The organism is Bacillus australimaris, from assembly GCF_001307105.1.
In the GTDB taxonomy this organism is placed as follows: Bacteria; Bacillota; Bacilli; order Bacillales; family Bacillaceae; genus Bacillus; species Bacillus australimaris.
Map to the genome: position 1 here is coordinate 17,016 of NZ_LGYN01000012.1, position 21,310 is coordinate 38,325.

General features: G+C 42.2%; 29 protein-coding genes. 2 read left to right on the top strand and 27 right to left on the bottom strand.

What is annotated here, in order from left to right; genetic code table 11:
* Positions 1-6 precede the first annotated feature (6 nt).
* The 9 genes from AKG37_RS06715 to AKG37_RS06750 are packed head-to-tail and all read right to left on the bottom strand — an operon-like array spanning position 7 to position 8,978.
* Complete coding sequence (locus AKG37_RS06715; protein ID WP_060698108.1) at positions 7-930, bottom strand: YmfQ family protein; 924 nt, start codon at positions 928-930, stop codon at positions 7-9.
* A complete protein-coding gene (locus AKG37_RS06720; RefSeq protein WP_060698109.1) occupies positions 914-1,963 on the bottom strand; it encodes a baseplate J/gp47 family protein in 1,050 nt (349 codons plus the stop codon). The genes AKG37_RS06715 and AKG37_RS06720 overlap by 17 nt, the downstream gene beginning before the upstream one ends.
* Entirely contained in the window at positions 1,956-2,378 is a 423-nt protein-coding gene (locus AKG37_RS06725; protein ID WP_060698110.1) for a DUF2634 domain-containing protein, read from the bottom strand. Before AKG37_RS06725 ends, AKG37_RS06720 begins: the two co-directional genes overlap by 8 nt.
* 14 nt (positions 2,379-2,392) lie before the next feature.
* Positions 2,393-2,659, bottom strand: coding sequence for a DUF2577 family protein (locus AKG37_RS06730; protein ID WP_060698111.1), 267 nt, complete (start codon positions 2,657-2,659; stop codon positions 2,393-2,395).
* The gene (locus AKG37_RS06735) at positions 2,656-3,666 is read right to left on the bottom strand and encodes an XkdQ/YqbQ family protein (protein ID WP_060698112.1); all 1,011 of its coding nucleotides are present in this window, start codon (positions 3,664-3,666) and stop codon (positions 2,656-2,658) included. The genes AKG37_RS06730 and AKG37_RS06735 overlap by 4 nt, the downstream gene beginning before the upstream one ends.
* 11 nt (positions 3,667-3,677) lie before the next feature.
* Entirely contained in the window at positions 3,678-4,346 is a 669-nt protein-coding gene (locus AKG37_RS06740) for a LysM peptidoglycan-binding domain-containing protein (protein ID WP_025094222.1), read from the bottom strand.
* Positions 4,339-8,358, bottom strand: a complete 4,020-nt coding sequence (locus AKG37_RS06745) for a transglycosylase SLT domain-containing protein (RefSeq protein ID WP_060698113.1) — start codon at positions 8,356-8,358, stop codon at positions 4,339-4,341. Before AKG37_RS06745 ends, AKG37_RS06740 begins: the two co-directional genes overlap by 8 nt.
* Positions 8,359-8,496, bottom strand: coding sequence for a hypothetical protein (locus AKG37_RS18825; protein WP_149865075.1), 138 nt, complete (start codon positions 8,494-8,496; stop codon positions 8,359-8,361).
* A gap of 41 nt (positions 8,497-8,537) precedes the next feature.
* Positions 8,538-8,978, bottom strand: coding sequence for a phage tail assembly chaperone (locus tag AKG37_RS06750; protein WP_012011040.1), 441 nt, complete (start codon positions 8,976-8,978; stop codon positions 8,538-8,540).
* A 151-nt stretch (positions 8,979-9,129) separates the two neighbouring features.
* Here AKG37_RS06750 and AKG37_RS18830 point away from each other — a divergent pair, with 151 nt between their 5' ends.
* On the top strand, positions 9,130-9,219 hold the full coding sequence (locus tag AKG37_RS18830) for a putative holin-like toxin (RefSeq protein WP_160316319.1): 90 nt from the start codon (positions 9,130-9,132) through the stop codon (positions 9,217-9,219).
* 268 nt (positions 9,220-9,487) lie between these two features.
* Here the strand turns inward: AKG37_RS18830 and AKG37_RS06755 are convergent, their stop codons facing one another.
* The 18 genes from AKG37_RS06755 to AKG37_RS06835 all read right to left on the bottom strand — a co-directional run bounded on the left by AKG37_RS06755 (position 9,488) and on the right by AKG37_RS06835 (position 20,755).
* Positions 9,488-9,931 carry a phage tail tube protein gene (locus AKG37_RS06755; RefSeq protein WP_060698114.1) on the bottom strand — a complete coding sequence of 148 codons (444 nt, stop codon included), beginning with the start codon at positions 9,929-9,931 and terminating at the stop codon, positions 9,488-9,490.
* A 1-nt stretch (position 9,932) separates the two neighbouring features.
* Positions 9,933-11,279 carry a phage tail sheath family protein gene (locus AKG37_RS06760; protein ID WP_060698115.1) on the bottom strand — a complete coding sequence of 449 codons (1,347 nt, stop codon included), beginning with the start codon at positions 11,277-11,279 and terminating at the stop codon, positions 9,933-9,935.
* A 3-nt stretch (positions 11,280-11,282) separates the two neighbouring features.
* Positions 11,283-11,495 (bottom strand): YqzN/YkzM domain-containing protein, encoded by a 213-nt coding sequence (locus AKG37_RS06765; protein ID WP_024425900.1) that lies wholly within the window; start codon positions 11,493-11,495, stop codon positions 11,283-11,285.
* A complete protein-coding gene (locus AKG37_RS06770; RefSeq protein WP_039180991.1) occupies positions 11,482-11,937 on the bottom strand; it encodes a phage tail terminator family protein in 456 nt (151 codons plus the stop codon). Before AKG37_RS06770 ends, AKG37_RS06765 begins: the two co-directional genes overlap by 14 nt.
* A 4-nt stretch (positions 11,938-11,941) precedes the next feature.
* Positions 11,942-12,439: an HK97 gp10 family phage protein gene (locus tag AKG37_RS06775; protein ID WP_060698116.1), complete on the bottom strand. Its 498-nt coding sequence runs from the start codon at positions 12,437-12,439 to the stop codon at positions 11,942-11,944.
* Complete coding sequence (locus tag AKG37_RS06780) at positions 12,436-12,792, bottom strand: YqbH/XkdH family protein (protein ID WP_060698117.1); 357 nt, start codon at positions 12,790-12,792, stop codon at positions 12,436-12,438. The genes AKG37_RS06775 and AKG37_RS06780 overlap by 4 nt, the downstream gene beginning before the upstream one ends.
* Complete coding sequence (yqbG, locus tag AKG37_RS06785) at positions 12,789-13,172, bottom strand: protein YqbG (RefSeq protein ID WP_060698118.1); 384 nt, start codon at positions 13,170-13,172, stop codon at positions 12,789-12,791. The genes AKG37_RS06780 and yqbG overlap by 4 nt, the downstream gene beginning before the upstream one ends.
* Positions 13,173-13,185: 13 nt before the next feature.
* Positions 13,186-14,109 (bottom strand): phage major capsid protein, encoded by a 924-nt coding sequence (locus AKG37_RS06790; RefSeq protein WP_060698119.1) that lies wholly within the window; start codon positions 14,107-14,109, stop codon positions 13,186-13,188.
* 22 nt (positions 14,110-14,131) lie between these two features.
* Positions 14,132-15,220: an XkdF-like putative serine protease domain-containing protein gene (locus AKG37_RS06795; RefSeq protein ID WP_060698120.1), complete on the bottom strand. Its 1,089-nt coding sequence runs from the start codon at positions 15,218-15,220 to the stop codon at positions 14,132-14,134.
* A 37-nt stretch (positions 15,221-15,257) separates the two neighbouring features.
* Positions 15,258-16,715, bottom strand: coding sequence for a phage portal protein (locus AKG37_RS06800; RefSeq protein ID WP_060698121.1), 1,458 nt, complete (start codon positions 16,713-16,715; stop codon positions 15,258-15,260).
* Positions 16,712-18,013 carry a PBSX family phage terminase large subunit gene (locus AKG37_RS06805; RefSeq protein ID WP_162490557.1) on the bottom strand — a complete coding sequence of 434 codons (1,302 nt, stop codon included), beginning with the start codon at positions 18,011-18,013 and terminating at the stop codon, positions 16,712-16,714. Before AKG37_RS06805 ends, AKG37_RS06800 begins: the two co-directional genes overlap by 4 nt.
* Positions 18,014-18,021: 8 nt before the next feature.
* Positions 18,022-18,666: a phage terminase small subunit gene (terS, locus tag AKG37_RS06810; RefSeq protein WP_060698123.1), complete on the bottom strand. Its 645-nt coding sequence runs from the start codon at positions 18,664-18,666 to the stop codon at positions 18,022-18,024.
* 152 nt (positions 18,667-18,818) lie between these two features.
* Complete coding sequence (locus AKG37_RS06815) at positions 18,819-19,337, bottom strand: sigma-70 family RNA polymerase sigma factor (protein ID WP_060698124.1); 519 nt, start codon at positions 19,335-19,337, stop codon at positions 18,819-18,821.
* A 126-nt stretch (positions 19,338-19,463) separates the two neighbouring features.
* Positions 19,464-19,670: an XtrA/YqaO family protein gene (locus AKG37_RS06820; RefSeq protein WP_024423268.1), complete on the bottom strand. Its 207-nt coding sequence runs from the start codon at positions 19,668-19,670 to the stop codon at positions 19,464-19,466.
* Entirely contained in the window at positions 19,667-20,071 is a 405-nt protein-coding gene (locus AKG37_RS06825; RefSeq protein ID WP_060698125.1) for a hypothetical protein, read from the bottom strand. Before AKG37_RS06825 ends, AKG37_RS06820 begins: the two co-directional genes overlap by 4 nt.
* Before the next feature lie 102 nt (positions 20,072-20,173).
* Positions 20,174-20,365 carry a hypothetical protein gene (locus AKG37_RS06830; RefSeq protein WP_237697657.1) on the bottom strand — a complete coding sequence of 64 codons (192 nt, stop codon included), beginning with the start codon at positions 20,363-20,365 and terminating at the stop codon, positions 20,174-20,176.
* The gene (locus AKG37_RS18985; protein ID WP_162838475.1) at positions 20,343-20,495 is read right to left on the bottom strand and encodes a hypothetical protein; all 153 of its coding nucleotides are present in this window, start codon (positions 20,493-20,495) and stop codon (positions 20,343-20,345) included. Before AKG37_RS18985 ends, AKG37_RS06830 begins: the two co-directional genes overlap by 23 nt.
* A complete protein-coding gene (locus tag AKG37_RS06835; protein WP_060698126.1) occupies positions 20,492-20,755 on the bottom strand; it encodes a helix-turn-helix transcriptional regulator in 264 nt (87 codons plus the stop codon). Before AKG37_RS06835 ends, AKG37_RS18985 begins: the two co-directional genes overlap by 4 nt.
* 158 nt (positions 20,756-20,913) lie before the next feature.
* On the opposite strand from AKG37_RS06835, the gene AKG37_RS06840 reads away from it, so the two are divergent.
* Positions 20,914-21,291 carry a helix-turn-helix domain-containing protein gene (locus AKG37_RS06840; RefSeq protein ID WP_060698127.1) on the top strand — a complete coding sequence of 126 codons (378 nt, stop codon included), beginning with the start codon at positions 20,914-20,916 and terminating at the stop codon, positions 21,289-21,291.
* Positions 21,292-21,310: the final 19 nt, after the last annotated feature.

Genomic DNA, 21,310 nt, shown 5'->3' on the forward strand with positions numbered 1-21,310 from the left:
TCCTCCTTATAGCTCTATTTTTTTAGAAGTTGCTGCTAGCATTTTTGATCCATCCAGCGGAACAGATCCATCGAGAATCCAGTAATGATCCTTGATCAGTAAGCTGCCACTCTGTTCAGTTTGGACATGTACTGGCAGGCGGAAAGTCATCTTCTTCTTGGTGTGATGCGAAAGCTGGTTCTTGGTGCGTAAAGTCAGCGCCGCTTTTTGCTTCGTTTCATGTACCGCTCCAGTTATGACATAATTCATCCGATATGCTGTTTCTGACTTATGCTGAAGCGGCATTCTCATCTTCAACGAATGCCGAAAACGAACAGGTACATCCGTTGTACCTCGTGTTCCGCTGAGATAGAACGTACCATTTAATACAAACTCACCATTGAGTAAAATCGGAATATGATCGAAAAAACCCACTCTGCTTCGCAGTGTGAGCCTTTGATGATGTTCATTTTTTTCATGTACATCAGTATGATGAAAAGCAGTGAACGTATAAGCCAAGTGAGCAGGCTTTAACGTTTCAAGAATTTCTACAATATATCTCGTGTTTTGCAGATCATCTAGGTTCACACGTAAGGCGAAGTGATAGCGATTTGTTGTGAGCCGGATGATGGCACTTGGATTCTTGAGAAATCGATTCACTGATTTCTCTAATGAAAGATATGTGATTGGCGGAATATTCGACATCATATTGAGTAAGCGTGCTCTGCGCAGTTCAATTGAATCATCTGATTCCCGCTGCACCTTGAGCATTCTTTCCCATCTATTCAAACCCCATGTCGCTGTTAAAGGAAAGAACTGATCCGTTAAGTCGAAAATGGATTCATCCAATTGCTCAAATTCAGGTGCTTCTGTCTTGAGCAGGTGATCTACTTCATAAATTTCTGTAAAATATGGCGGCAAGTAATTTTTCAATTCATCCTGTTTGCTCAATAACCTTCACCTGCCTCAGACGCGGAATCTCAATGTCCTGTAATACTAAGTTTTTCGACTCTCCATTCAATAACACATTTGCATAATCTGACACACTTTCTGAATGATACAGAATATCGTTTAAGGCTGACATTCGAATGGTACTCTTTTCAAATGCGATTGATTTCAACAGCGCTTTAACCTTTTCTTCTATTTCTTTCTGAGCTCCTTCAAGGGTCCAGTCCATTTGAAGTTCGACAGCCACTTCTATGTCGATATCCAGCCATTTGGCGCTTTCAACAGTTGCTTTTGAACCTATAGGCGCTTGTCCTTCTCCTTCACCTGGCTCTGGGTCGATATATTCCTGCACCCTTTTGACAAGAAGATCGGATGCAACGTCTAAATTGCCGTCTGTGATGACAATTTTGACCGTCCCTTCTCCGTTCCAAAGCGGGAACACCTTCGCTCTGCCAACACCAGTCACTTCCTCAGCCCATTTCTTATAATGCGCCCTGTTGGCACTGACAGCCTCTCGCCTCGCACGTATTAAATATCGATCATATAAAGAAGCGTCATCCTCTTCCTCTTGACCTGGGATCACCAGTTCTTTCATCGTCATCGATTCAAGACCTGGAATTGTATCAAGTGACAGCAGCGGCTGGTCTGTTAATTGACCATTTCCGGCTTTACCAGGCGTCTCACATTCTAGCGTGCCATCATTCGAATATTGGAAATAAACATCTTCAATAAAAAAGCGTGAACCAGCTGGGATGTTGACGTTCTCTGGCTGAATGGCCACTGACCAAACTGCTCTAGTGGCTGGTTTTCTTTCAATCCCTACTTCTGCAGCCCGCCGATCTAGAAATTCTCCTTGTGCTGTATCTGCAAAGACCAGCTCAAACACTTGATCAAGCCAAATATAGGACTGCGCCAATTCAGCAGCAGCAGGTGCCAAGGCATTCCAAATCACACTGTTTTCTCTTTTATCTATGTCATCTGGCAGTCTGTCCATCATTCTTTCCATCAATGCTTCATACGTTTGTTCCTCAAACATCTCCCTCCATCACCTCCTCTATTTCTAATGTGCCCTCGTCTGTGACAATAGCTAGTTTGACATGAAACGAGTCATTTTGTTTTGTGACTTCTAACTCTTCAATATGATCAATCCGCTCGTCAACGAGCAGTGCTTCCTCTAGCAGCCTTGGAATCTCCATTTCTTTGTATTCATCCGTGGCTTCTGTATCCGTCAATAGCTCTTGGATTTCAGTGCCAATGTCATGACTGTAGATCGGATGGGCATACCGCTCTGTCCTCAAGGTCATATAAATAAATTGCTGGATTGCCTCAATACCTGAAATGGTTTCGCCTGTCAGTCTGCCAGTTTCAAAATCTATTCGATACGTCGTCGAGGTTTCGACCTCTTCATCTTCTTCTATTTCCTCGATTTCTTCCTCTGGTGAAAGTGCCACGTTCATCACCTCCCTTACAATTTGTCGATGATGTAGAAGGACTGCCCTCCTGCCATTGCGAGCACCATAATACTGTCTCCCCTTTTCAGCCCATCTTCTTCACCCTTATTTAAGCGCTTCGGCCAAATCAGTAATTCTTCTGGAATGGTCAGCTTATGATTTTCATTTAATCGGATGCTCAGAGGGGAGACCGCCGTGACTTCTCCTATGAGAAGATCAATTGGAGATGCTGCATCTACTGCATTCACAGCCAATCGTTTAATCGCTTCACTCAATTTCACGCTTGATCACCCTTTGGCATGGAATTTTTCTCAACGACATCAATGGTCATGGTGTGTTTTACCCCACTAAATTCATGTTTGTCTTGATCGATCCAGTAGGTTTTTTTGACGTTGATTTCAGGAATTTTCAAATAGATTGGGAGACCGCTTTGCAGCTCAGGAATTCCTAGCGCTTGAATACTTTTGACTTCTTGTTTGACGCCTTTTTTCTCTGCCAGCCGTACTTTAGCTCTTTTTTGTAGCTGTGGCTGGTTGATTTGCCCCGTGACCGTCTCAACATGCTGTAAAATACCGTATTTACTTTGGCCTGCTTTATCTTGTTCGATCACCACAATCTCTGATTTACTGCCTTTTTTCTTATTCTTCCCTTGTTCATCAGCAGATGTACGCATCTTCACACGAGTGGCTGTCTCTTCAATCGAGGTGCTGTATTGATAGCTAACGAGATTGACGCCTGATTCAATGACCCATACGTCCTCTGGATCAGGCCAAGCTCTCAGCCCCATCTTGCCTTTGGCAGAATAGATTTGATAGTTTCTTCCCGTTTGCCTCTTCGTTTCTTTCAATGCTTTCAATATAATGTCATACAAACTCGTATCATTTTTAAACACTAGTGATTTTATGACATGCCCTGTATTGGCGATGGAGGTCATTGGAATCTGAAAGTCGGTCCCAATTCGCCTCAAGATTTGATCTGCTCTTTGATTTGAAAAAACATAGACATCTTGGTTTTTCACCAAATATTGAAGCATATCGTATGCGGTAAAGGTCAGCTTTCCTTCAACAGGCGTCCGGGAAAAAACGATGCCTCTAAACAGCTCTTTTCCTTTCCATTTAAAAAGAACCGTGTCTCCTTCTGAGACACGGTAATACGTTTGACTGCCTTGCTTTGTGATAATATTTGCCTGAATAGAGCGAGGGGCTTGATACCTTTGCCCCTGAAGTGTCACACTCTCTGTGACAAGCTCATACATGGTGCCGCTTCTGATGGCAAAAAGCTCAATCAATGCCAGCCCCCCTATTGTGGTATTTTTAATTTTTGCCCTGGGAAAATCCAATGCCCCGGCTGCTTAATATTGCGTTTGCTTCGTTTAATCATCGCTGCTTTATTGGCATTCCAAATACGCCGCCATTTCGTACTGTCACCATAAAATCGGCCTGAAATGGCCCACAAGGTATCACCTTTTTTGACAGTGTACAATTTTGGTGGTGTTTTTGATGGCCTTTTCTTTTTGGTTTGTTTTGCTTTTTTCTTTCGTTTGATTTTTCTAGGCGATGCGGTTTTATATTCTTTTAACTCGATCGTAAATTCACGATCTCCAATATCATATGACCCTTCCTTGTGGGTAAAGCTTTCAATGCTGCACGTCATATTGATTTTCGTTCCAGTTACAATCAACCGTACGGATTTCTTTGAACGCATCATTCTTTCAATTTTCGCTATCGCATTCTCTGGTGATGGAATGCTTTTATATTCAGCAATCGGCGAATATTTCTTAGGAAATAATGAGGTGAATGATACTTGTTTCGCCGATGGTACGTCAATAAAGGTCAGTTCTCCAAAAGAGGCAACCTTCACTGTTTCATTTTGTACGTTATTTGTGATTTCGAGTTCGGATGGAAGGACAGGGAATCGCAACTTGTCCTTTCCTTGGGAAATCCACAATTGATATACTGATTTACCCATCGATCACGACCCCCTTCGTTCCTGTATGAAGCTCTACTTCCAATTCATCTATAAGCATTTGTTTAATTTTTTCGACAAGCGATTGCTGATCTTGTCCATTATGGAAATGCTGATCGCCATTGAATTGAATTGTGATTTGTTTATTACCTGACGATGTTGTATTGCCAGCAGACTGAGCTGAGGTGACTTGCTGCATCTGTGCTTCTGGTAAAGGAGCAGATGCATTTGATGGATCATATACTTGCATCCCAAGCGCCTTGGCTGCCTGCGTCAATAAATACCTTCCGCGAATGCCTCTTTCTTCGGGAATTATCCATTCACGTTTGTTTCCTTCACCAACTCTAGCAACCTGCTCCTGAGTAATCAGTCCTCCATTTGCGTAGCCTTTATAAGGACCGCCTCTTCTCATACTTCTCAATCCAGGCGTGTTAAAGACTGTTCCATATCTGCCCTTAATGTAGTTAATGGCCGCAACAGCATTATGAATTGGGTTCCAAATGTCATTCATGCCCTTGCCTTTATTGGAGTTAAACGTTGGCCCAATGGTTTGCATTAAGCCTTTAGAAGGTGTTCCCTTTTTGGCGTTGGAATCCCATAAGTTGATCGCTCTCGGATTTCCATTTGATTCGTGCTGAGCGATTGTCATCAGACCTGGAAGCCAGCTCATCGATGTGCCAGTTGCCATCAGAGCTGCCATGAGCCATTGCTGAACACTAAGACCTGAAGCCCCCATCCCGCTAAATGCTCCGATTAATGAACCGGCTTGATTCTCTGCGAATTTTTTCACGTCAACTGAATCAAGCCCTTTGACGACACCGATTGATGCAAATTTCCCAAGACTCATCATGACGCGTGAAGGGGAGTGAATGTCTAATTCCTCTCTAAACGCCTGCTCTACTTTCTTCGCCATTTCTTTGGCGGCCTGCCTGACTTCACTTGCTTTCGAACGCATGCCGCTGTTAAAGGCGTCAATCATTCCTGAACCCCAGCCTGGTGATTCTTGTTTTGCTTGCAGGAAAGGTTGTTTGATATGTTGATCTACGTACAGGTTTGTGCCAGTTGATGTAGCATTTTGACCTGCTGCAAAACCACTAACCGTCCCAGTACCCCAATTTGGCGATGTTGTCATCACTTGTTGGTATGGTGCTTTTACACGGCTTTGCAAAAAGCTATCTGTTCCTGTTGGTGTCATTTTCTGACCATTCGCAAAGGCAGAAACCGTTTGTTGACCATATTTTCCTGAGTCAGTTGTCAATTGACCAAAAGGCTGCTGAATATTCTTTTGTTTCCATTGATCAAGTGTAATCACTTTTTGATTTAATCCTTGTTCAAAATCCTTATTAAATTGCTCCCCTATGCTGGAGGCTTGAATGTTCCCAGTCATCGAGACCGAACCGTCTATTGAACCGACAGAAGATGATGAAGCTACTGCTGTAGGAGCTGGAGAGCTTGATACTTGATTTCCAGCTACTCCGCTTGGCATAACAGACATTCCAAGATGAGAAGCAGCCTGTGCAAGCAGCATCTTTCCGCGTCCTCGGTTATTTTGAGTTGGAATAACAAATTCGTTACCAGCTTCTCCGACCCATGATAAGGTTGGCTGAGTGATATAGCCGCCTGTGGCTTTTTGATCAGGAGCTCCAAAGACCTGTTTCAATACAAAATCAACCCCACCGCTAGCCTTATTAAACAAATCTTTGACCCAACCAAACGCTTTAGAAAACCCATCACCAATAGCTTCTGCTACTTTTACAATCGGCTTTTGAATGTTGTCCTCAAACCATTTGGATAATCCATCCCATATATCTGTCACTACTTTATACGCTTCTTCAAACTTTTCTCCGATACCATCTTTAATGGTTCCTACGGTATCTACAAGTGGATTCCACACATTTTCCATAAACCATGTCGATACAGCACCAAAGATTGATTGTATTTTTTTCCATGCATTTGATAATGCTGTCCAAATCCCTGTAGCGACTGTAACAACTGTGCTGCTTAGCGGCGTCCAAACGTTCTCGATAAACCACCCTGCTACTGCACTGAATGTTTCTTGAATCCACGTCCAGGCATTGACTAGGCTTGACCAGATGGTCGTTGCTACCGTAACGACTGTGCTGCTTAGCGGTGTCCAGACGTTTTCGATAAACCAGCCTGCTACTGTACTGAATGTTTCTTGGATCCACGTCCAGGCATTGACTAGATTTGACCAGATGGATGATGCTACTGTAACAACCGTGCTGCTTAATGGTGTCCAGACATTTTCTGTGAACCAAGTCGCTACTGTTGACCAGACTTCGACAATTTGATCTTTAATTTCAATGGCTTTTTGGCCAATTTTTTCAAATCCGCCGCCATCAAACCATTTCCCGATCGTTTCACCGATAGATTCGCCACCCATACTTCCAGCGATGCCGCCTACTAGACCACCGATGGCTGTACCTACTCCTGGAACTACGCTTCCAATAGCTGCACCTGCTGCAGCACCTGCCATCCCGCCGGCGATACCGCCTCCAGTCGTACCGATCTTTTCACCAGCATTCTCTTTTTTCATACCGATTAAATTTGTTGCACTCAGTAAACCACCTAGAATAGGTACTTTCTTTAATAATTTACCGCTCCCTTTACCGATATTTTTCACCGCATCCCCTAGCCCCTTGCCACCTTTCATTAGCCCCGTAAGTCCGCCAACTGAAGCTGCGATACCCGCACCTTTCTTTAGTCCACTAGGAATTTTTCCAAATAACTTACCTGCATTTGTTTTCAGTTTCCCTAATTTACTTGGAGGCCTTCTATTCATTTCGGTTCTTGATGTGGCATTTGGATTTGTTGATCTTCTCGGTGAACGGCCATTTTTCGCTTTAGTAGATCCTCGACTGCTTATACCTCTTGCACAACATGGGCAACAACTACTGCGAAACAAACCTTTTCCACCTCGCGGCTTAGACTGCGTTTTAGGAGCCGAATTAGATGGTGTAGATGTTGGTGCTGTTGTTGGTGCTGTTGTTGGTGCTGTTGTTGGTGCTGTTGTTGGTGCTGTTGTTGGTGCTGTTGTTGGTGTCGGAGTGGTACTGCTATTTTCACTTGATTGATCACTTGCTCCTAAGAGACGATCTAATCCAGTCTTCACCCATTGATCTAGTTTTTTTTCAGGATTAAATTTAATCTTCTCTTTAATTCTTCCGATCACATCTTGTTTGTACTCTTCCATTTTATTTTCAACCCAAGGAAGTGCATTTTCATCCCAAAACTTTCTAGGACTCAATTTTTCCTTCACTTTGTCTGCAACATCACCTGCATATTTTTGGATTTCATTTAATCCTTTATTAGCAAAGTTCTGGAGCCAACTCTGTTTAGGTTCATCCGTTTTAGCTGACGGACTAGCAGTCTCAGGCTCTTTTTTTATGGTTTTTTCTTTCACAACAGACTCTGCCTGATCACGTTTTTTAAGCTTACTCTTGGCATTGTCTTGAACAGACACTCTGATTTCGTGTTTGGACATAGTCAAGCTTCTGAGCGTCTTTTTGATTCGTTGAATTGCAGCGGTGGCTTGGTCAACCATGTTTAATCTCATATAATAGGTTCTGTTCATGAGCTGAAGGATTGATTTTTTGATCGATGACATTTTTACTGACAATTGATCGTTCAGTTTAAACGTCAGCATAATGGGGCTTGTCCCCACTTGTTTCAATCGATCTATGCTGGACTTAATGACATCCAGCCCCTTCGCTTGAATGGATATGACCATATGATTCGGTAACATATTTAACTGATTTTTTAATGAATTTAGATCACGATAGATTCCCTGATCTAGCCTCATGGAAACAGCTGAAATTTTCCGAAGCGACAAAGTGAGATTTCTCAGCTTCTTTTCATCCATTTCCAGGCTTATTTTCACTGGTTTTCTAAATGGTTTGAGCTGCTTCTCAAACGTTTGAAACCTTTTTTGAATGCGTAATAGTTTCTTTGACACTCGGTCTTCTAATTCAAACCGTGCTGTGAGTTTCGCCAATTATTTACCTCCTTTCTTTGCTTCTTTTTCTAGCATGTCTAGCTTGTAGCTGATGAGTCCGAATAGGAATGCTTTGAACGGTCTTGATGATTCATATAATTCAAGGAGTTCAGATGGGGAGTAGTGAAGTTCGTGCATGGCATAATATAAAAACACCGCTTCTTTATCCCCATCTTTTATTAGTTTTTTGCTGCTTCTTCTAAATCTTCAATTTCATCTTCGAATCCGTTGATTTCAATTGCTTTGTTTAACCAGTTCGCATATTCACCGCCGACTGACAGGACACGTTTTGCTACTTCAACTGGATCTTGTGTGCTATAGGCTTCTCTTAATTCCTTTGAGCGGAAATCTGGGTAAATCGTTGATTCAATCGCAATACGTGCATAGAAGCGCTGACTGTCTAAGTCTTTCACACGTCCTCTGCCTTTGACATTTTTGAAGGTCGTGTTTTCTTTTTCCAGTTCATCAATCCGTTCAGTTGTAATAGCTTTAAAGACAAAAGGAATGACATTCCCTTTTTTATCAACAAAACGCTTAGAAATCGGTACCTTCACTTCTTCCGCTTCTACTGTTTGTCCTGGCATAAAAAATGAAAGATCAAATGTTTGTTTTTCGCTCATGTTTAAAAACTCCCTTTGTTAAGTTTTTTTGAATGCAAAAAAGCACATCCATTTTTGAATGTGCTTTCCAATCTTTTCATGTATAATCTTAATTGTACAATTGAACGGCTTGCTCAAGGGTGTCTGGCTCATCCCCGATAGGAAGGGGGTGATGTTCATGTCAACATTTCAAGCGCTTATGTTAATGCTTGCATTCGGGTCATTTATTATTACCCTGTTGACGTATATAGACAAAAAATAGACTCCCCTTGAGCTGTGGAAGGTTAAAGGGAAGTCTACCTAAAGAACCTATTCGAAAAGCCAGCCCCTTGAAGGGCCTTATTGTACATTGCCGGGATGTTAGCGCATCCTGGCTTCTTTTTATTTTATGCAAATTGCTTTGCATGTAAACATTTCAAATCTTTTTTTAGCTGCACAATAACTCTTCTGTAACTACAAAAAAGTATACCATATCGAGGACTGAAATAAAAATAACTTATATTTTAGTCATTCGTAATGTTGTTTCTAAATTAAAAAGAATCCTTCAGCTTTTCAGGAAGATCAAAGTCTTCAAACGTGAAAGGAACCTCTTCCTCCAGTGCTTCCGAATCCACATCCAGTCCAGCGATTTTAGCTGAATCAAAGTTGACATCAAATAATGTCACACGCTCAGTGCCACGGCCTGATGATTTATCGTCAAGTACAGCTTGAAGAGTGAAATATGGATCTTCCCCTTTTTTCACATAATTGAGCATTAATTGAACGAAACGTGACGTGACTTTATAGAAAGTTGCCGTGCCTGTTCCGTTTGCCCCCGTTGTTTTATGACCAGTCATTCGGCGGCCCATTACGTTGACTTCTGATTTGTTTTTCTCCACGTTTGCTTCGAAGGTTTTGATAAATGCAAGCTCCTCACCTTCTAAGAAAAGACGACCCTCTTTACCTGAAATCGTATTTTGCGCTTTAAAAGCCATCTTACTTCACCTCCACATTGAAATAGAATTTTTCTGCTGCATCTACTGGCTGAACTGCTAAATCGATGATAAATCCATCACGATCTTCATTAAGACTGATCACGATATCTGTTTCTGAATTAAAGCCTGTAATTCCGCTGCCATCTTGAAGTTGTGTGAGATACTGTGTAATCAATGTTTTCACAAGCTGCACACCATCATCTGATGCTGGAATGTCAGTGCCATTGGCTTTGCGTAATTTAATCAGATTTTTTAATTCGACGGTTAAATCATTGTTGATCGCATCAAGCACACGAATGATTTTGTTTTTCGCCATTTGCTGATTCTTTTCAACTGTGAAGCTTGTCAAGGAGTTAATATCTTTTTCAACACTCACGGTACGATCTCTCGCATCAAAGGTGAAAAGGAACTCTCCTTGTGATAATCGGTATTCAACTTGATCATTGTCAAGGCGTTCTAATGTATCGACTGCTCCTTCGTATTCAACAAAGGTCAGTGACTGATTGAAGTTTGCTCCGGCACTTGCACCTGCAACCCAAGCTGTTGTTTGAGCAGGTGTTAGTTCTGTTCCATCTTCCAGTACAACACCGCTTGTCACATTGATGATCCCTTCTTGGTCAGCTGCATAATTCGCCACAACCCCTTGCACCTTACGTCCTTGCTTATCACGTAACCGTTCGATAAATGAAGCGAAAGTTGCTTTTAATTGCTCACTATTATTGACTGGAAGTGCAATAACATCAAAGTATTCTGTTTCTGCTGCTTCTAGGAAAGCTGTATAATCTGCGACACTTGCCACGCCGTTTTTCCCGCCTTTTAGTGCCACACCAGCTGTGATGACGACTGCACCTTCACCAGAAAATTGAACGTATTTGTTTTTCACAAGGTCTTTGACATCAGTGACGATCTGCTTATCCACCATATCTGTTCCAAGATAAGTGATAACATCGCGTTTTGTGCTATCAAGTACATTTTCTGCCACTTGTACTGTGATCTCATTTCCTTTTTGGCCGCCATAATTTGCTGTGACCACAAAGTTTTCAGCGATTTCAGCTTTGGCCGGCTCCCCTTCATTTAAGCGGTAAAGCAAGACCGTTTGCGCTTTTTTCTTTGCTTCACGGAAAAGAAGAAGTGACTTATCATCAATGTTAAGTCCAACCTTCTTATTTAAGTCTTCCATATTGGAAACGGAAATAAAGGTTTTTGGTTCTCCCCAGCTCATCACAAGAGGAAGTGCCACCGTACCTCGATCGCCTAAAGTAATTCGCTGCTCTGCTGTTGTTTTAAAATTAAAGTAAATGCCAGGACGCTTTTTCTCTGTACCTGGTGTAAAAGTGCCTCCGTTCATCCTTTAAACCTCCTTGGACAAAAAAGCATCGATGTGCTTTTTCGCTTCTGTTTTTGTAATTGGTTGATGTTTGATATAAAAAAGAGCCCCTTCAAGGATTTCTGGTTTGACCCCGAAAAGATCCTTGCTGTGCTCCTTTAAGGCTTCAAATGAAAAGCCAAATTCTTTTTCTTCGCCGGCTGTTTGAGCGGGCTGTGCATTTTTAGTCTTGCTCACGTTTGATCACCCCATCTGAAAAGTTGATATCTTCAAGGCTTGCCTGTTTGTCTCGGTTGTACCAATAGCTGCTATCCCACGTCAGGACAATCGCTGCTACGCCTTGATCTATCATTCTTGTTTCCACTCTTTTTATGCGGACATAATCATCAAGCACCTCTCCGTCTTCACTCATCATCTGAATGATTTGACGATCAGCAAGCAATGCATCAACGATTGTTTCTGCCGCATCATGTGCTTTTTCTGTATCAATATGAAAGACTTTCACTTGCAGCGAATAAGATTTCATAAAGGTAGATACCGTATCTGGACCGCTGATGACTGTGACTGGCGGCACATAAACGGAGGGCACTTGAAAGCGTTCTGGCAAAAGACGATCATACATTGTCACAGGAAAGTGTGTGTAAATATAATGCATGATTGCCCCGACTTCTTGATTCATTCCATCACCTCCCAAAATGTCGATCGAACCAACTTTGCAGCTTTCGATCCAGCGACTGTTCAAACATTTGCTCATAGAGCATGACAGCATGATCCCAGTAGCCATTTCCATCAATCCATTGAGAGGCAAGCATCATTCCTGTACTTGCATTCGGATCATATTCAAAGCGGCTGCCAGTCCATCTGCCAGGCACCCATCTTCGCTCTCCATTTGAAGAAGCGGCATGTCCATCATTGACATAGGAGGCATATTCAAGCTGCGTCCCCACTTCAAGTGTGAGACCGCCTCTTGAAATGAGAAATTGATTCTCCTTGTCACCTTGCTTAAAGGAGCTTAGAAGCCGGCCTGTATCAACAGCATTCTCCTTGATTAATTCATCTTGAATGATGTCTAAAAGCTGTAAGCCCATGTCCTCTAGCCACTCTTGATATTCTGCCTTTAAGCCGCCATCACACGCTGACTGCAGCTGTGAAAGCAGCCGGTCAAGTCCATCAATTTTCATAGATTTTCCTTCCTGACTGCCATCACTTCAATGTGATGATTTTTCACTTTTTTAGGCTGCTGTAATTTGAGTGAGACGCCATTCCACACCATTTTGTCATGCAAGCGAATATCACTTGCTAAAGGAAAATGGACAAGATAGGATTGATAAATGACTGTATTCGGCTCTTCTTGCACAAGTGACTGGTTTTTTTCTATGACATAACAAGCTAGATCCGTCAGACTGGGAGCATCGGGATAGGAAAGTGTCATTTGTAAATCACCAGCTGGAATCCCAAATTTCCCGCTGGTAGACTCCTTATGTTCAAGGTGAAAAAGATCACAGCGGTCTGTTAATAGAGATTGATAGCTCATAATGATCTCACCTTTAATTTGGCACTGCCGCTAGTCAATGTTGGTTCAATGTAATCAACAAGCAGAGCATAGACATAGGGTCTGCCTTTCACTTGATCAGCTGCCTTCGCATATGAATAATCGCCCATTTTTTCTGACGTAAAACCTTTCAGCATAGATTCGTCATCGTTCAGCATGGCAAAATATTGGGCCATTTTTAATAATGCGATTCTTGCTTTTTCAGGGAGGGGCTGATATTTTTCGCTTGAGAAATCGTGACCTACGATCTGAAATACCGCAGCTTGTGCTTCGATAATATCTGCTGTCAGTCTTTCTACAGATCGATTTTTCACACGATCAAATACAGAATAGGCTTGCAGTTCTTCAGCAGAAATCATCATGGTCTGCCGTCACCTACTCTTTCACTTTCATCACTTTTGCTACAGCATCCTCTTCCTCAAATTTGCTGTCCAGCTTCGCTGTTAAGACAATAATAAATTTACGGCTGCGAATATCTTTTTCTACCTCAATACGAATATTGCGAGAAAAACCTACGATAATATTTTTAGGATGCGTGAGCAAAATATCTGATACATCTGTTCCCGCTTCGTCATATGGCTGCATATTGGCAAGACCTTTGACTGGCACACCGAATGCAGAAGAAAGCCCGCCTTGAATGGCCGCATCTCCGAGTCCTGTCTGACGGTTTGCTACTTGATCCTTCCACTCAACCTCTAAGCTTGGGGAGGTGTAGAAACGGAAATCCTGAGGTACACGTAAATATTTTGATGGCATCGCTTTATAGGCTTGCTTAAACATTTGGCGGCTAATTTCCGCTCCATTTGCATCTACAATATGAGATACCGCTTGTTTTCTTACGCCATCCATTTGAGCTAAAAATGGATCTGCTGAAGTCGTATCACCATTGACGATGAGCTCTTCAATGTCGACCGCTGCTCGTTCAGCGAGCATTTGCATAATCGTTTGCTGAATTCCGTCTTTCTCAATGTTGTTTTCAATACTGTCGTAGGTCATATGAATCTCTGCGATGACCTCTTTCGCATTTAGCTGGACAGTGCTTGTCGCTGGGACAACACGGTCTTTATCATCAAGTGCTTTGCCTTCTTCTGCTGGGCGCAAAATACGCTGGCCAAAGCCGATTTTTTCGATTTTTTGTGAATCACTTTCCATCGGAATGATACGTGCATCATTTAAAACGGTTGGTGTGTTTTGCATCATTCTAATGAATGTGTTGGATTGGGTTGCGTTCATGAGACCGCCGGTTTTTAAGCTGGCAAGTGTCATTTCGGCCTTGCGAATCAACTCTTGATTTCTCACACTGTTTCCTCCTTATTTAGGCTTATAGTAAGCCATCCCATATGGGCTTTGTCCTGTCGTTTTGTGTATCGTGGATTGTTTGTTTTGACATGCCGCGCGCTTTTTCAAGCATGTGAATCCGCTCTGAAATAGGCAAAAGTTGCTGCTGAAGCACTTGCTCAAGCGCTGCATTTTCTCTGCTGGTTGATTTCTCTAAGGAAGAGAGCTGATGACGAATCGGTGCAACTACTTGTTCGAGCACCTTTTGAACAGGCTCTTCTCCTGTTTGATCTGTTTCCTGCAATCCAGCCTGCTGTAAGACGTTGTCGATGGCCATTTTTGCTTTTTCAAGCTCTCGTACTTGATCCGTCGTCAAAGCGGCATCTTGTTTTTGTACGGAGGCTGGCCTTTCACCAATCGTTTGAAGCACATCTTCTGTCTTCAAAATGTCTTGCACGATTGGCAGCAATTGCTCAAGCGCTGATCTGACACCCGCCTCATCACCATCATTTGACTGTAAGGTTTCCAGCAGGTGGTCTAAAACGCTCCAAAATTGTTGTGACATGTTTGCACCTTCCTCTTTCAAAAAGAAATTTTTCAGCAAAGAAAAAAGCCCTCTCTCATTTGTGTCTTGAGATAGGAGCTGATCTTGTTCTTCTATTGCGACGATATCCGCCGTTCCAGCCATTGAATATCCTGTAATATGGCCTTTCTGAATTTGATCCCAAATCTCTTGGGAAGCCTTTGTCACAAGCACCCAAGATCCTTTTCGAATCCACTCACCGCCTACTTCAAAATCAGCTGGAGCAATGTAAGACTCGACCACTTCGCCAACACCATCTTGAAAATCATGCTGCTTGTCAATATGGCGGGCGTCCTTCATAAAACCATGTGCCGCTCTTTCAATTTCTTTAGCTGACATAAAGTCTTGGTGTGCATCAGGGGTATTCGGTTCATACACGACACCATACACAAGGCGATGAGCATCTTCTGCCTTTGTCAGAACACTGACCTCCTTTTGAAAGTCAGGCTGCCTTTTCTTTGCCTTCATCAAAAAGAATTTCTTTTGATTTGCTGCTCTGTCTACGTAGGAAACATGTGTAATTTTTGCGTTTTTTAGTTCTCTTGGCATATATTCACCCCCTTTCAAAAAGCGCACGCGCTTTTGGTTATTCCTTCAGCTGATTCGTCTCTCGTTGAGGCTGTTCTTCAGCTGATGTCATGCGGCTTTCTAAAGGTCGGTGATAGAAATCCTCTGGCCATTCCTCTAACGTTTTACCAAGGATACGCCCCGCCAGATCTCGCAAATCGTTTGGTGATACTGCCCCAGCTTGAATAAATGGGGTCAGAACTTTGGCAATCTCTAATGGGTCTCTAAAATCAGGACCATTTAATAGGAAACGGACATGCCAAATATCAAGATCAGGCAGGAAAAGGGTATTGAGTTTTCCTGTGATGAGATGCCGTTCAGGCTGAAATACCTGCTCCTCTGTTGTTTTCCGCGCCGTATCGGCTGTCGCTTTGTTATAGTCCTGAGACTCACCTGTGTAAATCGGCGGCAGGCGAAAAGAAGAGCGGATTTTGTTTCTTGTTTTTTCATCGTATTCTAAAAAGAGCGCATCTTCTTGCAAGATCTCTGCTAGAGATTTAAAGTTCACTTTGACGTTTGAGACATCTTCTTCTCCAGTCAGCCCTTTTTCCGTTGGGAGACCTTCGACTTCAAGCAATAGAAACTTATGCGCATGATCAGAGCCTTCAATATCGTCCATATAATCCTGAAGCTGCTGATAGGAGGACTCTGACAGCATTCCATTTTCGACAATGATGGCACCAGGTACATGCCGCCCTTGTTTAAAATAAAGATAGTTCAGCTCTTCTGCCTTGCGTGCTCCATACATATTGACGATGTTGCCAATCCAGCGGGGAATTCCATACGTTCCACTGCCGATTTTAAAATGGATCACTTCGGTTGCACGAAGCGGCTCTGGGGTGGTGTCATCATATTTGCCTGTTTCACAATGTAAAATGCGCGGATCACCGTACTCCTTGAAAAAGACTTTCTTTTCATTGATCACCTGCACATATTTACGGAATCGTTTCTTTCGGTTCATTGTTTTCAATTCGCCGTTTTCTGTGTACTGGAATTCGACATCGACTGGCTCACTAAGCTTGCAAATGCGAATATGGAGCGCATCCAAATACTCGATCCCTGCCGGCTTTCCTTGACCATCCCGGAGCACCTCTAAAAAACCATTGCCCGTTTTCTCCCGGTCTTCGAGGACATAGCCGAGAACTACATCAGCAGACTCATCATAGTTCATGTATTTCGTAAACTCTTCAAGTCTTGTCCATTCCTTCTCTGCCGCCTTCTTTTTTGCTGGTTTCACACCTTCTGCATTAAAATCAAAGGCGTATTCTACCCCAAATCCAAAGCCTAAAATATTTGTTTTATACGCATCAATACATTGCTGAAGAATGGTTGAATACTCTGCCATACTCTTTAATTCATTGATGTTATAAGGCGGGGGGACAATGTCATCTTTTTCGTAGGAAAATTCATCTGCATACATTTGTTTTGTATGATCAGACATGTTTGCCTTCATAATTGTTGCTTTCAATTGTTTCATTGTATAGACCTCCTCTCTCTGTTTGGACGGACACGCTCCGAGGCGGTCTGTTTCAAATCTGTCACTTCATAATCATCGAGCGCATACCAGATGGCTGATAATGTGTGCGGATCGATTTGAAATTCATCTTCCTCAAGACGTCCGTCCTTATCTGCCTTATAGGTCAGTGATTGAAGTTCATAGATGGTATACGGGCAGGCATCAGAGCAAATGATTTTTTTAAATCGTTTGATCTTTTTTGTATACTGCAAACGTGAGCCTTGGAATTTATGTGCTGCCACCATTTGAAAGCCGCGCTGCCGAAAATAGTGAATGGTTTTAGGTTCGGCTGCGTCTGCTTTAATCAGTTCCTTTGATTCAATGAACTCTTTCAGGTCATTGGCTGTTTCATCATCCGTTTTTCCGCGGTCGTAATATTCCCAATAAATATATAAGTACTTTTTTTCATGATCGACAGCTAACCGAATGAGCGCATTGTACGATTCAACAAATCCAAAATCCATGCCCGCTCGTTTCAGCGGTCTGTCAATCTGCTGAATGGCTGCTAATACGTCAGAATGGCTCCTCACCTCAAATTGAGGAAAAACCTTTGTGCCATTGATTCCGAAATACCCCTTCCTCGCAATTCGATAGAGGTCTGGGTCATACTCTTTCAGCTCATCCAGCTGCTGCACGTAGCTTTTAGGGAGGAATAGGTTATCTTCCGCCGTGGAGTGATGATAGTACGTATCCTTGATGACAACAGTTCGATTTTTATATAAAGTCTCGTCATCTAAAACGAATCGCTTCAGCTGTTCATCTCGAAAGAAATGCCTATATGTCCAATTATCTTGACCAACAGGATTGGTCGATAACATCATATAAAGTGGCAGGACCGGATGCCTCAGCCTTCCAAGCAGCTCTTTAAAGCCTTCATATGAAACCTCTGAGCACTCCTCAATCCAAATAATCGAGATGTTGTTAATCGATTTTAATTTTTCAGGCTTGTCCAGCCCTTTAAATAAGATGCTGCTGCCGTTTCGAAATGTCAGTGCAAGCGGTGAACTTCTGCACTTCACCACATGATCGATACCTAGGTCGCTGACGATCTCTTGTAATAGAGAAAATGTTGATTCGCGGTGCGTATCATACACTTCCCGGATGACAAGTGCTGTCCGCTTTTCCTCGAGCAGCTTTAAGACGAGCTTTAAAGCAATGTGATAGCTTTTGGAGGAGCCGTAGCCGCCTACTAAAAATTGAAACTTTTGATTCCAATCAAATAGAAAGTGCTCAAAGTGAGGGTTGACTTCTTTTTCAATCAATGGCGTCATGAGTCGTCCTCTTTTCGCTTGATCATGATATGAAGATCCTCCTCTTTTTCTTCACGCACGGCTTTTTTTGTCTTTTCGATCGTCAGTTCAATTTGCTTCAGCCTTAATCTTCGTTCATCCTTCGCATGAGCGAGCTCTTCAAACTGTTTGATCAGACGCCTGAGTTCACCCATTGCACGGGATTGGGCATTTAAAAACGTGGCATGCCGATCCCATGAAAATTGAAACGAATATTCTTCTGCGCTGATTTCTGGTTCTGGCTGAATGCCCTCTTCTGTTTCTTCTAAAGAAGAAGGGATGTATGACGCCTTTTTCAGCTCTTTGATCATGTCCTCCTGGTCTGCTACATACATGATTCGCTGCGCCCGAATAATGGCTGCATATTGAATCTGAATTTGGTCCCAGATTAAATCGAGCGATGTGCGTCCGCCCATTTTCTCCATGATTTCAATCGTTTCATCTGAAAGAAATTGATTGAAGATCGAGTGTGCCTGCTTTGACGGATTTTTTTGTCTTTGCCATCCATATCGTCTTTTCCATGATTTGACGGTATGGATTGAGACATTGTAATGATCAGCAATTTGCTGGTACGTCATCCCTCTCAAATAATCCTGCTTGGCCTCTATCCGTTTATCTTTCATTTACATTCACCTGCCGCCTCCTTTTAATTCGAATAATTCCCTTTGAAGGAATCATTTGTGTAGGGCTAGCAAACATTCGTTTGGTCTTTCTAACTATAGGTGGCAACTGTAAGACAAGCTTTAACTGATTTATTTTTGGAAAGAAAAAACGCCTATTCAGCAGCTTTGAATAGGCGTTCTTGGACTTTTTTGGACATCTTTGTCCGAGCTCTCTCCATATGTTTTTGGACAGTTCCTTTTTTGACATCAAGCATGACAGCAATCTCGCTAAATGATAACCCTTGTGTTGTGTGCATAAAGAATACGTCCTTTTCTCGGTCTGTTAAAACAGATAAAGCTTCATCAATTCGTTTTTTGTCTCTCTCACTGACTTCTCTTTCTTTCTCCTGGATAAGGGTATATTCATGTGATAATGCCTCTAACACTTCTGGATTTGCCAGAATCGTACGCTGATAGACTGAGCGCCTGTCTAGCCCTCTGCGTGCGCCTGGCTCTCTTCCGATTTGGAGCCATTCCACCACGTATTCTAGATCACTGACCATACTAGCGATCATTTTTTTATCATGCTTGTCTTGAACGGACAGCTGATGTTCTTCTTTTTCTTTAAATGGTTCATATTGTTTTCTAGCATCCTTTAATGCTCTTTTATATTCAATGAGTAAATCTTGCATGTTGGCTCTCTCCCTTTTTTAAGAAAATAAAAAACGGACACCAATCAATCCCCTTTTAGCAGGGTCTTGATCAGTGTCCGCAGGCTTTCCGTCTTGGACGTATTGTGTTGTGATGTGTTCAGTCAGTTAGCTGATTTTAAAACCAATCTCGTGATCTACTCTTGCAAAATGACCTTTCGCTGTTTGAATAATCGTTTTCCCATGTTCCGGTACATCCATTTTATAAGCCGTTCCTACATTCCCATCTAACACAATGACTTGAATCTTTCCTTTTTCCATCTCACCGACAAATGTTTGGTTTTCTTGAATGAATAGTTGTTTTGGCTCGTTCATGTGCTTGTCCCCTTTTTTGGTAATGATCTCTCATGATCATCACCTACTGTATTTAAAATGATTTCAACTCTTGAACGCATACTATAAAACTGAGAAACTCTTAAATCGACAATCTGTAGAGGAACTTCATTGGCAATGATTTGAAGTGCTTCTTGAATATGCTGTAATCTTGGCTGAAAGATACTGACGTGCACTGGACGTATCAGCCCTTTTTCTGCGTATGTACGCTTGTTTTGACAGTCAGCTATATCAAGCGGCATGTGATCAAATAAGCGAATCTCAAGTGATAATGCGCCTTCTAATTTTTGCGGGCATTGCGCTTTTGCAGCTAATCGTATTCTTTTCATCAATGTCTCTTTTGTTAACAAATGCTCTGCTTCAATGATTAAATGGATGACCATGCTATGATCTCCCGTCATCCTTCTCCCACTGACGGATGTTTTGTTCGTTTTTACTCGCTTTGAGCAAGCATTTCAAGAAAGTCATGATGTGCTTCCATCGTTTCACGTCTCCCTGATTCCTCCTTTTTTTGCAGCACCGACGTTTGCATTCAGGAGCTTCAGATATGTCTGCTTCTCTTCTGCTGTGGCGAAAACAAACATCGGCTTCTGATGATGAAAGGCGATCCAGCCTCCAGCTTGGACTAAACAAAGCTGCGCTTCTTTTCTGGCATCAAACGTCAACTGATGTCTCATCTTCTTTAGATTCCTCCAAACTGTCCTCAATTTCTGTTTGATATCCATGTCGTTTCATGTCATATGACCAATAACTTTTTGGATATCCAAAATCATTCATCTGTGTCACCATCGGATGTTCGATATTCATTCTGTTCGTCTCCCCTTTTCTAAGAACTGCTCTCCCTCCACAAAATTACTCTTTTCGTGTAACTTTTGAGCAAAAAAAAGCTCTTGAACACCCGTATTCAGCAAATCTGCAATACGCTTTGCTATGTCTAAGCTAGGCTTTGTTCTGCCCATTTCTATATTTGCATAGCCGCTCGTGTACTTATATCCCAATTTTTTCGCCATATAGGTTTGTGTTTTTCCTTGCAAAATCCGTTCTTCTCGTAAATTTTCAAGTTTCATCTTTTCACCTCTTACTCAATATGTGTAAGTTATATTCATATGATAATATACACAAAATGAGTAAGTCAACTTATTTTTTATTCTTTTTGTGTATTTATTTATCTTTTCCGTGTAATTCATGATAAAATTTACTCATAACATGAAAAAAGGTGTTTCCAATGGATAATTTGACTGGGAAGATTTTAACTGAATTACGAGAGAAGCATGGATGGAGCAAGTCAACAGTTGCTAAAAAACTAGGATTAAAGGCGATGTCCACCTATGCAAACTGGGAATATGGCTTGAGAAAGCCTGATGGTGAAATGATTGTGAAAATCGCCGAATTATATGGGGTCTCAACCGATTATCTTCTCACAGGTAAGGACAAAGGCAGACCCGATGATGATCTTGCAGATGATCCTGATTTGCAAATTGCGTTTAAAGCCGCCTCCGATTTTTCCGAAGAAGCACGAAGACAAACCATCGATTTTATTAACTACATTAGAGAAAAAGAGAAGCAAAAAGGCCGTCAGCCAAAACCGTCCGAAGACGAATAATGGAACCGGCTCAATCTCT

Excerpts from the sequence above, each read along its gene's own strand:
- AKG37_RS06720 (WP_060698109.1), bottom strand. The coding sequence starts at position 1,963 with ATGTTTGAGGAACAAACGTATGAAGCATTGATGGAAAGAATGATGGAC.
- AKG37_RS06740 (WP_025094222.1), bottom strand. The coding sequence starts at position 4,346 with ATGGGTAAATCAGTATATCAATTGTGGATTTCCCAAGGAAAGGACAAG.
- AKG37_RS18825 (WP_149865075.1), bottom strand. The coding sequence starts at position 8,496 with ATGCACGAACTTCACTACTCCCCATCTGAACTCCTTGAATTATATGAA.
- AKG37_RS06750 (WP_012011040.1), bottom strand. The coding sequence starts at position 8,978 with ATGAGCGAAAAACAAACATTTGATCTTTCATTTTTTATGCCAGGACAA.
- AKG37_RS18830 (WP_160316319.1), top strand. The coding sequence starts at position 9,130 with ATGTTCATGTCAACATTTCAAGCGCTTATGTTAATGCTTGCATTCGGG.
- AKG37_RS06755 (WP_060698114.1), bottom strand. The coding sequence starts at position 9,931 with ATGGCTTTTAAAGCGCAAAATACGATTTCAGGTAAAGAGGGTCGTCTT.
- AKG37_RS06760 (WP_060698115.1), bottom strand. The coding sequence starts at position 11,279 with ATGAACGGAGGCACTTTTACACCAGGTACAGAGAAAAAGCGTCCTGGC.
- AKG37_RS06770 (WP_039180991.1), bottom strand. The coding sequence starts at position 11,937 with ATGAATCAAGAAGTCGGGGCAATCATGCATTATATTTACACACACTTT.
- AKG37_RS06775 (WP_060698116.1), bottom strand. The coding sequence starts at position 12,439 with ATGAAAATTGATGGACTTGACCGGCTGCTTTCACAGCTGCAGTCAGCG.
- AKG37_RS06780 (WP_060698117.1), bottom strand. The coding sequence starts at position 12,792 with ATGAGCTATCAATCTCTATTAACAGACCGCTGTGATCTTTTTCACCTT.
- yqbG (WP_060698118.1), bottom strand. The coding sequence starts at position 13,172 with ATGATGATTTCTGCTGAAGAACTGCAAGCCTATTCTGTATTTGATCGT.
- AKG37_RS06795 (WP_060698120.1), bottom strand. The coding sequence starts at position 15,220 with ATGCCAAGAGAACTAAAAAACGCAAAAATTACACATGTTTCCTACGTA.
- AKG37_RS06800 (WP_060698121.1), bottom strand. The coding sequence starts at position 16,715 with ATGAAACAATTGAAAGCAACAATTATGAAGGCAAACATGTCTGATCAT.
- terS (WP_060698123.1), bottom strand. The coding sequence starts at position 18,666 with ATGAAAGATAAACGGATAGAGGCCAAGCAGGATTATTTGAGAGGGATG.
- AKG37_RS06815 (WP_060698124.1), bottom strand. The coding sequence starts at position 19,337 with ATGCAAGATTTACTCATTGAATATAAAAGAGCATTAAAGGATGCTAGA.
- AKG37_RS06820 (WP_024423268.1), bottom strand. The coding sequence starts at position 19,670 with ATGAACGAGCCAAAACAACTATTCATTCAAGAAAACCAAACATTTGTC.
- AKG37_RS06825 (WP_060698125.1), bottom strand. The coding sequence starts at position 20,071 with ATGGTCATCCATTTAATCATTGAAGCAGAGCATTTGTTAACAAAAGAG.
- AKG37_RS06830 (WP_237697657.1), bottom strand. The coding sequence starts at position 20,365 with ATGAGACATCAGTTGACGTTTGATGCCAGAAAAGAAGCGCAGCTTTGT.
- AKG37_RS18985 (WP_162838475.1), bottom strand. The coding sequence starts at position 20,495 with ATGAATATCGAACATCCGATGGTGACACAGATGAATGATTTTGGATAT.
- AKG37_RS06835 (WP_060698126.1), bottom strand. The coding sequence starts at position 20,755 with ATGAAACTTGAAAATTTACGAGAAGAACGGATTTTGCAAGGAAAAACA.
- AKG37_RS06840 (WP_060698127.1), top strand. The coding sequence starts at position 20,914 with ATGGATAATTTGACTGGGAAGATTTTAACTGAATTACGAGAGAAGCAT.